Raw genomic sequence first — 11750 nt, 5'->3', positions numbered from 1 at the left:
TCTTCCGTGCGAGGTGGTCTGGGGTGTCCTACAGGAAGGCGCCCGAGCGGAGGTGACTCCGCCCGGGCGCCTGTTGCGCCTCAGGCGCAGCGACTCAACGGAGAAGCTGCAGGACGCCCTGGCCCGACTGGTTCGCCTGAGCGAGCATGGCGGTGCCGGCCTGCTGCAGGATGTTCGAGGCGGTGTACTTGACCATCTCGGCCGCCATGTCGGTGTCCGCGATGCGGCTCTTCGCTGCGGCCAGGTTCTCGGCCGAGACCTGCAGCGAGTTGATCGTCGACTCGAAGCGGTTCTGCACGGCACCGAGGCCGGCACGAGCCGTCGAGACACCCTTGATCTCGGTGTCGAGCGCCGCGATCGTGGTGAGCGCAGCGGCAGCGTCCGTCACCGTCAGCGCCTCGATACGAGCGCCGAGACCGGAGAAGTCGGTCAGGGTGACTGCGATCTGGTCCTCATCGGCGTCAGAGCCTGCACCGACCTGGAACGTCAGCGTGCTCGCGCTGTCGAGCAGCTTGATGCCGTTGAAGTTGGTGCTGGCGGCGACGCGGGTGAGCTCCTTGCCGAGCGAGTCGATCTCGGTCTTGATGGCGGTGCGCGAATCGGCGTTGTTCGAGTCGGAACCCGCCTGCACGGCAAGGTCGCGGACACGCTGCAGGATCGAGTGCACCTCGGTGAGAGCACCTTCAGCGGTCTGGATGACCGAGATGCCGTCCTGCGCGTTGCGGGCTGCAACGTTCAGGCCGTTGACCTGCGAGCGCAGGCCCTCGGAGATGGCGAGGCCGGCGGCGTCATCGGCTGCGCGGTTGATGCGCAGACCGCTCGAGAGCTTCTCGAGCGACTTCGAGACGTCGTTCTGGTTGACAGAGAGGTTGCGGTACGCGTTGAGTGCACCGACGTTGGTTGCGATCTGAAGACCCATGAGAATTCCTCCGTGGTTATGGGGCTGGACGCGGGCCCATCCGTGGGCCTGCACAACCGATATTCGCGACATGCGCCGCCGTCGTAACCACGGAGCCGGAAGATTCCGGGCGTCGGTTCAGACGGCGGCGAGGAGCTCGCTCGACCGGTCGCGAGCCTCGGGGCGGATCGGGCCGAACAGGGTCTCGAAGAACTCCGCCCGCGCCTTGGTCGATCGATCGCCGGTCGTGCCGTTCTCCCATGCCTCCATGGCCTCGCGCATCAGAGCGAGACCCCGCGAGCGGACCTTCGACACATACGCGTGGCTGACCTCGAGCTCTTCGGCGATGTCCTTCACCATCCGGTCTTCGAGGTAGATCCCGCGGACGACCTGTCGCATCGCCGCCGGCAGCGCCTCGATGACGCGGTTCACCATCGCCCGCGTCTCCGACTGCTCGACCGCGTGCTCGGGCAGGATGACGCTGTCGGTGAGATCGGCGGCCTGACGCCCGGTCTCGACGTCGAAGTGCTCCTCGAAGCTGGTCGCGGTCCGTACCATCTCGTCGAGCTTGATCATCTCGGCCACGACGTCGACAGTGAAGCCGGACTCCCGCGCGAGCTCAGCCGTGGTCGCCACCCGGCCGGTGCGAGCGAGCAGAGTCTCGGCGGCGACCCGCAGGCGTTCGATCTTGTCGCGACTGCGTTCGCCGGCAGGATCCGCTCTGCGCATCTCCGACAGCATCGCCCAGTTGATCTGGCTGCTCGCGAAGGCGCCGAAGGGAATGCCGCGCGCCGGGTCATACGACATCGCGGCACGGGCGAGGCCCAGGCGTGCGGCCGAGAGCAGATCGTCGAGGTCGACATGCGTCGCCGATCTCGCCTTCTCCACAGCCAGGAAGGTCGCGAGCGGCATGTTGTCGCGCGCCAGCTTCTCGGGCGAGGCAGAGACGACTTCAGGCTGAGTGGAATCAGCAGAAACAGCGAAACTACTCAGCAATGTGACTCCGTGGCTTGAACGACTGTTTTACGAGTGAAGCTAGCATGAAGCACACGTTTATGAGTAAAAAATGATCAGGGCGCGCCGATACCCAGTCGCCCTAGAATCAGTCCCACACGGCAGGCATCCCCCGCGAGCGACTCGCGGCTCCGCTCCGACCGAACGAAAGAAGACGATCATGGGTGTGATCTCCCGCGGCTTCGGCGCACGGCGACGCGAGTCGGACGACCGCCTCCCCCCGGGCCAGTACCTCACCGAGGACTTCCCCGTGCTCTCCGCAGGGCCGACGCCGCGAGTCTCCCTCGACACGTGGGAGTTCGCGGTCGTCGGTCTCGACGGCATCCGTCGCACCTGGTCGTGGGACGACCTGCAGGCACTCCCGATCGACACCATCACCACAGACATCCACTGCGTGACCCGGTGGTCGAAGCTCGGCACCCGCTGGCGTGGCGTCTCGCTCGATCATCTGCTGCAGGATGCCGGCGAGGGCGAATTCACGCGGGTCTTCTCCTACGGCGGGTACACCACCAACGTTCCGCGCGCCGACCTCACAGGCGGCAAAGCGTGGGTGGCGTTCGAATTCGACGGCCAGCCGCTCGCTGCGGAGCACGGCGGCCCTGCTCGCCTTCTGGTGCCGCACCTCTACTTCTGGAAGTCTGCCAAGTGGGTCCACGGTCTGGATCTGCTCGAGAACGACGAACCCGGATTCTGGGAGCAGAACGGCTACAACATGTACGGAGATCCCTGGAAGAGGAGCGTTACTGGTGACCACGGCACCGCTGTGGCTGGTCGCCAGAGTCGTCGAGACACGAAACCCCACCCCCCACGGTCGCGTGCTCGAGCTGCGGGTCGACGGGTGGCCGGGGAATCTGGCCGGTCAGCACGTCGACGTGCGTCTGACCGCAGAAGACGGGTATCAAGCGGTCAGGTCGTATTCCCTCGCATCGTCCGGTGACTCGGACATCATCGAACTCGCGGTCGACGAAGTGCCCGAGGGCGAGGTCTCTCCCTATCTCGTCGAGGACGTGCGCCCCGGAGACGAACTGGAGGTTCGCGGTCCGATCGGCGCCTACTTCGTGTGGACCCCCACCCAGACCGAGCCCGTGCAGCTCATCGCAGGCGGGTCGGGGATCGTCCCGCTCATCGCGATGGCGAGGCAGCATGCGCGCACGGGCAGCTCGGCGCCGATGCGCCTGCTGTACGCGGTGCGTTCAGCCGCCGATGCGTTCTACACGGACGACCTCGCCCAGCTCGCCGACGACGCCTTCCTCGTCGACTGGGCGTACAGCCGTTCGGCGCCTCCGGGCTCCGAACGCCCGGCCGGCCGGGTGGACGCGGCGACGATCGCGGCCTCCACCATTCCCGCCACCGAACACCCGTCGGTCTACGTCTGCGGGCCGACGGGCTTCGTCGAGGCGGTCGCAGACCTGCTCGTGGCGGCGGGGCATCCGCCGGAACGGATCCGCACTGAGCGCTTCGGAGGTGCCTGATGGACGCTGCCCACCCCGGTCATCGCACGCGAGTCGACGGCAACGCCGCAGGCGGGATCCTGCTCGAGGTCTTCGGCAGAGACATGACGAGCGCGCGAGCAGCATGCGCGCACTGCGACCGCGAGGCCGAGCTCGCCGACGCGATCGCCGAGCTCGATCCGGCCGGCGTCATCCTCCTCTGCCGCGGGTGCGGTCGCACACTGCTGACCTGTCTCCGCGACGGCGGCAGCGCGACCCTCGTGATCGGTGCTCTGAGTCTCCTGCGCTGGCCGGCCGACGGATAGCGCCCCGACCTGTGGGATGCAGGTCCTGGGGCGACGCCGCGTCCCCCGGCGTCGGTCAGAGCTCGACCGGCGGAGCGGGCTCCGAATCCGCGACCTCGGGGTGACGCGCGAGGTTCACGATGGCGGCGACGAGTCCGCCCCAGATCGTGACCATCGCGATGATCATCATGACGACGGCTGTGATGGTCATGCGCTGGCTCCCTTCTCCGTCGAGCGGGGTTCCGTCGTCGGCACCATCGGGATCGACGAGGTCTCGGCATCCGGCTCGTAGTGTTCTTCGGCGAGGAACTCGTCGTACTCCGGGTCGTCCTTGGCGTGCGAGCGACCGCTCCACGGCAACGCGGACAGCAGCAGCGCGAGCGCGACGAGTGCGATGACCATGCCCCATCCGAAGACGGCCAGGAACCATCCGGGGTAGCCGCCGTACGGCTCGGAGATCTTCGAGATCAGCTCGGTGACCAGCAGGTAGCCGAGCACCAGGGGCGCGAGCGCACCGACGAGCAGCATCCAGACCCGACCGACCCGGAAACTCGAACGGCGATCGAGGTGCTCGACGAGCGCCGGCAGCTTGTGCAGCAGCCAGGCCACGACGATCACGGCGACGAGCGCGACCGCCATGATGCCGAAGGCATTGACGAACGCGTCAGCCGTATCGAGGACCGACAGAGCGGTGGTCGTCGAGAAGAGCGCCATCGAGACGATCGCGAGCGGAATCGACACCGTCAGGGTCGTGCGGATGCGCGCCCAGCCGAGCTTGTCCTGCAGGGCTGCGACGATCACCTCGAGGATGGAGATCAGTGAGGTCACGCCCGCGAAGACCAGCGCCCCGAAGAACAGGACGCCGATGATCGAGCCGCCCGTCGCCTGCGACACGATCGTCGGGAAGGCGATGAACGCGAGTCCGATCCCCGACGACGCGACTCCGGCGACCTCGGTGCCCTGCGCCTGCGCCATGAAGCCGAGCGCGGCGAACACGCCGATTCCCGCGAGGATCTCGAAGCCCGAGTTCGCGAAGGCGACCACCAGGCCGGAGCCGGTGAGGTCGGTCTTGCGCTTCAGGTATGACGAGTACGTCACCATGATGCCGAAGGCGACCGAGAGCGAGAAGAAGATGTGCCCGTAGGCAGAGGCCCACACGGCGGGGTCTCCGAGTGCTTCCCAGTTCGGGGTGAAGAAGGCGTTCAGGCCGTCCATCGCGCCGGGAAGGAACAGCGACTGCACCACGAGGATCGCGAACATCACCGTCAGCAGCGGCATCAGGATCATGTTGGCCCGGCCGATTCCCCGCTTGACCCCCAGCGCCATGATCACGATGACGATCAGCCAGACCGCGACGAGCGGCAGCCCGACCTGAGGCACGAACTCGGTCGAGATGCCGACCTCGGCGACGTCGGCCGAGCGGAGGAAGTCGACGAAGAAGAAGTCGTTCTCGTTGCCCGGCCCCCAGGTCAGCTGAGCGGAGAACCAGGTGTACATGGCGGCCCACGCGATGATGACCGCGTAGTAGACCGCGATGACCACGCAGATGAGCACCTGCCACCAGCCGAGCGGCTCTGCCCGGCGGTGCATCCGGCGGAAGGCCAACGGCGCAGAACCGCGGAACCGGTGACCGATGGCGTAGTCGAAGAACAGCAGAGGGATGCCGGCGGTCAGCAGCGCGCACAGATACGGGATGAGGAACGCGCCACCTCCGCCCTCGTACGCCACGTAGGGGAACCGCCAGATGTTCCCCAGCCCGACGGCGGAGCCGATCGCAGAGAGGATGAAGACGTTCCGCGAGCCGAACGCCTCACGTTTAGGGGTCTGCGTCGTTGCGGTGGCCATGCGCCGAGAGTACCGGAGTCGCGATCAGTTGACTGCGCGACTCTCGGGGCGCGGCAGCGCGCAGGCGGCGGTCCCCCCGGGCAGCCTGTGTCTGAAGCGGGCGATCAGCGTGTAGCCGAGTGCCGCAGCCCAGGAGAACGGCGACGTCACGAGCAGCTGGCCCACGACGCGCAGAGACCTCGACCGCTGCATCCTCAGCAGCGCGGCGAAGGCGGCATGACCGCGGAACCGGCGCTCGCCGACCAGAAGCCACACGTAGCGGGTGACATCGGCGGAGCTCAGGCCGATCTCGTCGAGGTCGAGCCACTGCCACGGCTGAGCCTCGGGGAACCTGACGAGCCACCGCTCGAGTCGGCGGACCCACGTGGTGCAGAAGGCACAGTCACCGTCGTAGACGAGCAGCGGTTGCGGACGCATGGCATCGACCCTACGCCTCGTCCACTCCCCTGTTGTTCGTGCGCTCTCGCGCCGGCGGTTCGCAAGGGCCTTGCGACACGCCACGCACCACTGTAGGTCTGGGCACATGGGCAGGTTCGTGTACGAGGGAAGCCAGAAGGCCGAGATCGACGATCGCACGCTCCACCATCTGCAGGTGGTCGTGACGACGAAGCTGCGACGAGGTGAGCCCTTCCTCTTCACCTGGAAGGATGACACCAGCATCGGCGGCGGTCGCAGCACGGTGTGGTTGCACCCCGGTTGCAACCTCGTCTTCAGCTACTCCGGCGGCCGGGTGCCCGATCTCAACCGTCAGTGGGTCGAGGCGCTCGCGTCGACCGCCAACGCCCCGTCGGGGTTGTACGTCGTGCGCGAGCCCGCTGTCGAGTCGAGCGCTGACCCCGGGCGATCCACGCGCACCGGGTGAAAAACGCTCGCCCCGTGGCTACGCAGGGAGCTGCTCGTCCGCGAGTCTGCCGAGGAAGTCTGCGGATGGAGCGAAGAAGACGCAGCCGGTCGTCGCGTTCGAGAAGTCGAGCAGCCTGTCGTATGCGCCGGGCGGATCGCCGATGAACATGTTCTCGAGCATCTTCTCGATGACCCACAGATATCGCGAGTACCCGATGAAATAGGTGCCGAACGACGAGGAACCAGGGCTCCCGAAGGGCATGTTGTCACGGAGGATGTCGTGCTCGACCCCGTCGACGACGATGGTGGCGAGCGTCTTGTGGGACTTCTGCCCCGCGACGGCGTCGTCCAACTCGACGTTGTCGGCCTTCTTCCGACCGATGATCGCCTCCTGCTGCTCGGTCGTCAGCGACTGCCACCGATCGAGCTCATGCAGGTACTTCTGGACGACGACGTAGCTGCCGCCGACGTTGTCTCCGTCTTCCGCACCAACGAGAGTCGAATCGGGCACGCTGTTCCCGACAGGATTCGCCGTGCCGTCGACGAAGCCCAGCAGGTCGCGGACGTCGAAGTAGCGGAAGCCGGCGGTCTCGTCGACCACGGTCACGGAGTCGCCGAGAGCATCGAGCAGCTGCCTCTCGAACTCGAAGACGAGATCCTGACGGTTCGCACGGATGTGGAAGAGCAGATCGCCGGGGGTGCTGGGGGCGGTGTGCACGGGACCCACGACCGGCGCGAAGGGGTGCAGCTCCGCGGGAGCGCGGCGCGCGGTGAGTCGCGGCCATGCTGCAGAGCCGATGCCGACCGTGCACGACAACATCGCATCGAGGTCACGGAATCCCACGTTCTTCACGATGTCGTCTATGCCGCTGATCGCGTCACGCACGGACGCCGCGGCATCCGCACCCTCTGCGATCCGCAGCACGAGGAACGTCGCGCTGGAAGTCAGGGGCGCATCGACCTTCTGCGATTCGATCGGGACGCGGCGGGAGGGAGAGCTGCTCACGCTGTCGAACCTAGAGGATGTCGACGAACAAGGCTTCGACGGGTGTCGAACGAGCAGGGGCATTCCGGCGGGCACCCTTGAGTACGGCCCAGAATCCCGACATCATGACCCGGACAGCACACCGACCACAGGAGACCCGCCCATGAGCGATGTCAGCGACTTCATCCGTTCCGACGTCCCGCCATCCGGCCCCGGGTGCGTGGACTGCGAGAGCCTCGGCTCGTGGTGGCTGCACCTGCGTCGATGCGCGTTCTGCGGGCACATCGGATGCTGCGACGACTCCTTGCACAAGCACGCGACGAAGCATGCGCACTCGAGCGGTCATCGGGTGATCCAGAGTTTCGAGCCCGGCGAGGACTGGTTCTGGGATTACGACACCGAGACCGCATTCGACGGACCCGTCCTCGCGCCCCCGCACAGCCACCCGCTGTCGCAGACCACCCCGGGTCCTGCTGAGCGGGTCCCGGCGGATTGGCAAGAGCAGCTCGCCGGGAACGCATGACCGACGCCTCGGGCGACCAGCCGCCTCTCCGCCTCATCGCGGATGCCGACGGTCCGGACGAGTACGCGATTCGCGACTATCTGACCCGCAGCGGAGTCCCCTTCCTCTCGATCGCGGTACCGGCAGGCTCCTCGTCCGCGGGGGGCGTCGATCTCGCCGGCAGGCGTCTCCCCCTTGTGGTCCTGCCGCGTGGCGGCGTCCTCGAAGATCCGACCCCGGAGCAGGTCGCGTCGGCTCTCGGCTGGGTCCATCCCCCTGCCCGATCGACGTACGACCTGATCATCCACGGCGCGGGTCCTGCGGGACTCTCGGCTGCGGTCTACGCGGCATCGGAGGGTCTCAGTGTCGCCGTCGTCGAACGCGACGCCGTCGGCGGTCAGGCCGGCTTCAGCAGCCTCATCGAGAACTACCTCGGTTTTCCCGGTGGAGTCTCCGGGGCAGAGCTCGCGGAGCGTGCGCGCCGGCAGGCGGTCTCGTTCGGAGCGGATCTCGTCCTCATGCGTCACGGGGTCGATCGCACGTTCACGGATCACGACGTGCGGGCGCTGCTCGCCGACGGCTCCGAGATACACGCCCGCGCTGCCCTGTGCGCGACAGGAGTGCAGTGGCGTCGACTCGACCTTCCGCGAGCCCGCGACCTCCAGGGTGCGGGCATCTACTACGGCGCCGGCACCAGCGAGGCCTCCGCCTGCATCGGACAGCATGTGTACGTCGTCGGCGGCGCGAACTCCGCAGGACAGGCCGCGATGAACCTGGCCGCGCACGCCGCACATGTCACGGTGCTCGTGCGCGGACCGTCGCTCTCATCGACCATGTCGGCGTATCTGCTCAACCGACTCGCCGTGCAGCCCAACGTCACCATCCTCGTGAACACCCGAGTCGTCGACGAGCACCTGCAGGAGATCACCCTCGACCAGGCGGGAACGGCGACGCGGTTGCCGGCCACGCACCTCTTCGTCTGCATCGGCGGCGCGCCCAACACCGAATGGGCGGAGACCACCGATGTCCGCCTCGACACCCGCGGATTCCTGCTCACCGGCGTAGACCTCTCGCCCGACGACCTGGATCGATGGCCCCTGAAACGCGCCCCCTACTATCTGGAGACCTCCGTCCCCGGGGTCTTCGCCGCCGGTGACGTCCGCGCGAACTCCGTCAAGCGCGTCGCATCGGCCGTGGGCGAAGGCGCCATGGCGGTCACCCTCATCCATCGATACCTGGCCGAGGTCACTCCGCTCTGATCAGCGACGGGGTGATGTCATCCTGCGTGGTGGGCTCCCGCGCCCAGCCGCCGCGCTGCAACCGGCGGGGTGACGGGACGTCGCGACCCACCTCGGGGCTCTCGGACGTGTCCATGTGAAGGCTCTTCTCTACTCGTGGGAGGGGGTGGTCGGTATGCGGTGGCGGTGAGGTCGCGCGATCTGAAGCAGGTGCGCGACCTCCGGTGCGGTGTCGCTCATGGCGCGGGCACGAGCGATGAGCTCTGCGTCGAATTCGGTGGTCCGCCCCTCGTGTTGGCTCACATGCTCCCGCCACGAGCCGACCGCGTACGCCTCCACGACGGAGTCCGGGTCGTCCGCGTCCACGTACACCTGCCATTCCCTGGCGCCGGTCCGCAGACGCGTCTGCTCGACCCGCTGCATCAGGGCGAGGAACTCCTGTCTCCGCTCCTCCGTGATCCGGTATCGGATCAGCACCAGAACGGCAGAGTCGTCGTCGCCGCGCGCGCGCGGCCGGTCGTCGACCCCCGGCACCTCGACGATCCTCCGGCCGATGCCGCTCGTCGCGGGCATCGGCCACACGAGGAGGGAGAGCCCACCCAGGCCACACAGGATTCCCGCTCCGACGACCACGAGACCCGGATCCCAGATGGCCGCGAGCACCCCTGCGCCCGCAGAGCCGGCGGCGGTGCATCCGAACAGCACGAGTTGGTAGAAGGACAGGCCGCGCGTGCGCACCCAGACAGGCAGGAAAGCCTGGATGGTTCCGTTGATGGTGGCGATCACACCGATCCACGCGAGCCCCGTCGCCACGAGCGCCGGGAATGTCACCCACAACGTGGGCGAGGCGACGAGCGCCACGAGGCCCGCGCCGAAGACCACCGACGAGGCGAGCACCACGCCGTTGACGGCTGCGACCCGACGCGCCCAGGGAAGCACGAAGGCGCCGACGATGGAACCGGCGCCGAGAGCCGCCAGGAGAAGACCGTATCCGCTCGCGGAGAGCCCGAGGGAGTTCTTCGCGATCGTCGGGAGCAGCGCCCACAGGGCGTTCGCGGGGATGAGGAAGACGGCGAGCCGGAGCAGAATGAGCCGGACCACCCTCGAATGGCGGACGTAGCGGATGCCGGCCCTGGTCGCGTCGACGAAGGGCTCCGGGCGAATCGCGGGTGGGCTGTATGTCTTCCAGAAGAAGAGCACCCCGAGGAACACGAGGAACGAGAGCGCGTTGAGCAGGAAGACCGCCGCGACTCCGAACTGCGCGACGACGAGACCGGCGATCGCCGGTCCCACCGCCCGCGCGATGTTCACGCCGATGGAGGAGAGACTCGCCGCGTCGAGGAGGAGCTTCGGCGGCACGATATCGGGCACCAGTGCCTGGAACGCAGGGAGCTGGATGGCCGAGACCGTCCCCAGCACGAACGTCGACGCGAGCAGGACCGTCGTGGTCGTCTGACCGGTCGCCGTCAGGTAGGTCAGCCCGAGCACGACCGCGAGTTGCACGATCTGCGACCAGAGAAGGACGAGCCGACGGTTGAGGAACTCGCCGATGACACCGGCCGGAATCGCGAAAAGGAGCACGGGAGCTGCCGATGCCGTCTGGACGAGCGCCACGAGCAGCGGGGATCCGTCGTCCTGGACCAGCAGCCACTGGGCGCCGACCGTCTGCATCCAGCTTCCGATGTTGCTGACGATGGACGCCAGCCACACCAGACGGAAGATGGGGACGGCGAGCGGAGCGAATCCTTCCTTCCATCCGATGCGCGCCGGCGCAGCACTCACCTGCGCCTCAGCCATGGGCCGCGATCTCCTCGAGGATGCCTCCGATGAGCTGCACGATCTCCGCAGCGTGGCTCTGAGTGACCAGATGCGGCGCGTCGAGTTCCATCACAGCCCGACAGCCCGCCCGCCGATACCCGAAGCGCTGAAGCTGCGGGCTGACCAACCGGTCTTCGGTCGCGACCACGCCCCAACTCGGCTTCGCCCTCCACCCGGCGCCGGGCGCCCGCTCGGTGAACACCGAGGCGGCGATCGGGCGCTGCGAGACCGCCAGAACACCCGACTCGTCCGAGGGCAATCCCTGCGCGAGCAGACGAGCGAACTGATCCGGCGCGACAGTGAGCTCTGTCCGACGTGCTCCGGCGTCGCCTGGGAACAGGGCGGGCACGAGGTGGCCGGATGCCTCATCCGGGGCGAAGCGATCCCTCATCTCGGCGATGCTCTCCCCCTGATCCAGCGCATATCCCGAGATGAAGAGCAGTCCGGTGACGTTGGTCGCCTCACCGGCCACGGTGACGACCGCTGCTCCGTATCCATGCCCGACGAGGAGCACCTCTCCGTCGACGCGCTCGACGAACGTACGGATGTAGTCGCAGTCGCCGAGGAAGCTGCGGCCGATCACGGGCGGGACGAGCACTCGATGTCCGCCATCGAGCAGACGGAGCACGATCGGCCACCATCCCGATGCGTCCAGAAAAGCGCCGTGCACGAGCACCACCGTGCTGGTTCTCATCATCTCGCCACCTCGTGGTCGTACGTGCGTGTGAGACGAATCTAAGAACCGAGAGGCCGGCGACCATGCGACAGGAGTCGAAGACGAGCATCTCCACTTCTGCCTGCTTTCCTCCTGGTGTGTGCGCGAGAGAGAGGGTTCCATGAGACGTACTCGAGTTCGGTGAGGTGGAGTCCCC

General features: G+C 67.4%; 15 protein-coding genes. 6 read left to right on the top strand and 9 right to left on the bottom strand.

The window, feature by feature from the left end; translation table 11 throughout:
- Nucleotides 1–94: 94 nt before the first annotated feature.
- Together OPU70_RS01685 and OPU70_RS01680 are read right to left on the bottom strand one after the other, a co-directional pair.
- Nucleotides 95–919, bottom strand: coding sequence for a flagellin N-terminal helical domain-containing protein (locus OPU70_RS01685; protein WP_042537481.1), 825 nt, complete (start codon nucleotides 917–919; stop codon nucleotides 95–97).
- 117 nt (nucleotides 920–1036) lie between these two features.
- Nucleotides 1037–1894, bottom strand: a complete 858-nt coding sequence (locus OPU70_RS01680; protein WP_498557034.1) for a sigma-70 family RNA polymerase sigma factor — start codon at nucleotides 1892–1894, stop codon at nucleotides 1037–1039.
- A 178-nt stretch (nucleotides 1895–2072) separates the two neighbouring features.
- Here OPU70_RS01680 and OPU70_RS01675 point away from each other — a divergent pair, with 178 nt between their 5' ends.
- From OPU70_RS01675 to OPU70_RS01665, 3 genes are read left to right on the top strand one after another with little or no spacing between them, the layout of a single operon-like run.
- The gene (locus OPU70_RS01675; RefSeq protein WP_498557033.1) at nucleotides 2073–2849 is read left to right on the top strand and encodes a sulfite oxidase-like oxidoreductase; all 777 of its coding nucleotides are present in this window, start codon (nucleotides 2073–2075) and stop codon (nucleotides 2847–2849) included.
- Nucleotides 2785–3384, top strand: a complete 600-nt coding sequence (locus OPU70_RS01670; RefSeq protein WP_498557032.1) for an FAD-binding oxidoreductase — start codon at nucleotides 2785–2787, stop codon at nucleotides 3382–3384. Before OPU70_RS01675 ends, OPU70_RS01670 begins: the two co-directional genes overlap by 65 nt.
- The gene (locus tag OPU70_RS01665; RefSeq protein ID WP_042537489.1) at nucleotides 3384–3668 is read left to right on the top strand and encodes a DUF6510 family protein; all 285 of its coding nucleotides are present in this window, start codon (nucleotides 3384–3386) and stop codon (nucleotides 3666–3668) included. The genes OPU70_RS01670 and OPU70_RS01665 overlap by 1 nt, the downstream gene beginning before the upstream one ends.
- 55 nt (nucleotides 3669–3723) lie before the next feature.
- On the opposite strand, the gene OPU70_RS01660 is transcribed toward OPU70_RS01665, so the two are convergent.
- From OPU70_RS01660 to OPU70_RS01650, 3 genes are read right to left on the bottom strand one after another with little or no spacing between them, the layout of a single operon-like run.
- Nucleotides 3724–3858 (bottom strand): methionine/alanine import family NSS transporter small subunit, encoded by a 135-nt coding sequence (locus OPU70_RS01660; protein WP_079112911.1) that lies wholly within the window; start codon nucleotides 3856–3858, stop codon nucleotides 3724–3726.
- Entirely contained in the window at nucleotides 3855–5492 is a 1638-nt protein-coding gene (locus OPU70_RS01655) for a sodium-dependent transporter (protein ID WP_042537491.1), read from the bottom strand. Before OPU70_RS01655 ends, OPU70_RS01660 begins: the two co-directional genes overlap by 4 nt.
- 24 nt (nucleotides 5493–5516) lie before the next feature.
- The gene (locus OPU70_RS01650) at nucleotides 5517–5909 is read right to left on the bottom strand and encodes a thiol-disulfide oxidoreductase DCC family protein (RefSeq protein WP_079112913.1); all 393 of its coding nucleotides are present in this window, start codon (nucleotides 5907–5909) and stop codon (nucleotides 5517–5519) included.
- Nucleotides 5910–6015: 106 nt separating this feature from the next.
- Here OPU70_RS01650 and OPU70_RS01645 point away from each other — a divergent pair, with 106 nt between their 5' ends.
- Entirely contained in the window at nucleotides 6016–6354 is a 339-nt protein-coding gene (locus OPU70_RS01645) for a DUF7882 family protein (RefSeq protein WP_042537496.1), read from the top strand.
- 18 nt (nucleotides 6355–6372) lie between these two features.
- Here the strand turns inward: OPU70_RS01645 and OPU70_RS01640 are convergent, their stop codons facing one another.
- A complete protein-coding gene (locus tag OPU70_RS01640) occupies nucleotides 6373–7341 on the bottom strand; it encodes a Dyp-type peroxidase (RefSeq protein WP_498557031.1) in 969 nt (322 codons plus the stop codon).
- Between the two features lie 142 nt (nucleotides 7342–7483).
- Between OPU70_RS01640 and OPU70_RS01635 the strand changes: the two genes are divergently transcribed.
- Together OPU70_RS01635 and OPU70_RS01630 are read left to right on the top strand one after the other, a co-directional pair.
- Nucleotides 7484–7843, top strand: coding sequence for a UBP-type zinc finger domain-containing protein (locus tag OPU70_RS01635; protein ID WP_498557030.1), 360 nt, complete (start codon nucleotides 7484–7486; stop codon nucleotides 7841–7843).
- On the top strand, nucleotides 7840–9081 hold the full coding sequence (locus OPU70_RS01630) for an NAD(P)/FAD-dependent oxidoreductase (RefSeq protein WP_498557029.1): 1242 nt from the start codon (nucleotides 7840–7842) through the stop codon (nucleotides 9079–9081). The genes OPU70_RS01635 and OPU70_RS01630 overlap by 4 nt, the downstream gene beginning before the upstream one ends.
- On the opposite strand, the gene OPU70_RS01625 is transcribed toward OPU70_RS01630, so the two are convergent.
- Genes OPU70_RS01625 through OPU70_RS01615 form a run of 3 tightly spaced genes read right to left on the bottom strand, consistent with a single transcriptional unit; the run spans nucleotide 9068 to nucleotide 11575 of the window.
- A complete protein-coding gene (locus OPU70_RS01625) occupies nucleotides 9068–9196 on the bottom strand; it encodes a hypothetical protein (RefSeq protein ID WP_498557028.1) in 129 nt (42 codons plus the stop codon). The two genes, OPU70_RS01630 and OPU70_RS01625, sit on opposite strands and share 14 nt — an antisense overlap.
- A 14-nt stretch (nucleotides 9197–9210) precedes the next feature.
- Nucleotides 9211–10857, bottom strand: a complete 1647-nt coding sequence (locus OPU70_RS01620; RefSeq protein ID WP_498557027.1) for an MFS transporter — start codon at nucleotides 10855–10857, stop codon at nucleotides 9211–9213.
- A complete protein-coding gene (locus OPU70_RS01615) occupies nucleotides 10850–11575 on the bottom strand; it encodes an alpha/beta hydrolase (RefSeq protein ID WP_498557026.1) in 726 nt (241 codons plus the stop codon). The genes OPU70_RS01620 and OPU70_RS01615 overlap by 8 nt, the downstream gene beginning before the upstream one ends.
- Nucleotides 11576–11750: the final 175 nt, after the last annotated feature.

Source organism: Microbacterium sp. SWDP-B6, assembly GCF_059803615.1.
Note: the sequence above shows the minus strand (reverse complement) of the source record. Positions and strands in the feature narration are given on the sequence as shown.

Coding starts and splice junctions, on each gene's coding strand:
- OPU70_RS01635 (WP_498557030.1), top strand. CDS start 7,484: ATGAGCGATGTCAGCGACTTCATCCGTTCCGACGTCCCGCCATCCGGC.
- OPU70_RS01655 (WP_042537491.1), bottom strand. CDS start 5,492: ATGGCCACCGCAACGACGCAGACCCCTAAACGTGAGGCGTTCGGCTCG.
- OPU70_RS01650 (WP_079112913.1), bottom strand. CDS start 5,909: ATGCGTCCGCAACCGCTGCTCGTCTACGACGGTGACTGTGCCTTCTGC.
- OPU70_RS01675 (WP_498557033.1), top strand. CDS start 2,073: ATGGGTGTGATCTCCCGCGGCTTCGGCGCACGGCGACGCGAGTCGGAC.
- OPU70_RS01620 (WP_498557027.1), bottom strand. CDS start 10,857: ATGGCTGAGGCGCAGGTGAGTGCTGCGCCGGCGCGCATCGGATGGAAG.
- OPU70_RS01615 (WP_498557026.1), bottom strand. CDS start 11,575: ATGATGAGAACCAGCACGGTGGTGCTCGTGCACGGCGCTTTTCTGGAC.
- OPU70_RS01625 (WP_498557028.1), bottom strand. CDS start 9,196: ATGGACACGTCCGAGAGCCCCGAGGTGGGTCGCGACGTCCCGTCACCC.
- OPU70_RS01645 (WP_042537496.1), top strand. CDS start 6,016: ATGGGCAGGTTCGTGTACGAGGGAAGCCAGAAGGCCGAGATCGACGAT.
- OPU70_RS01685 (WP_042537481.1), bottom strand. CDS start 919: ATGGGTCTTCAGATCGCAACCAACGTCGGTGCACTCAACGCGTACCGC.
- OPU70_RS01630 (WP_498557029.1), top strand. CDS start 7,840: ATGACCGACGCCTCGGGCGACCAGCCGCCTCTCCGCCTCATCGCGGAT.
- OPU70_RS01660 (WP_079112911.1), bottom strand. CDS start 3,858: ATGACCATCACAGCCGTCGTCATGATGATCATCGCGATGGTCACGATC.
- OPU70_RS01665 (WP_042537489.1), top strand. CDS start 3,384: ATGGACGCTGCCCACCCCGGTCATCGCACGCGAGTCGACGGCAACGCC.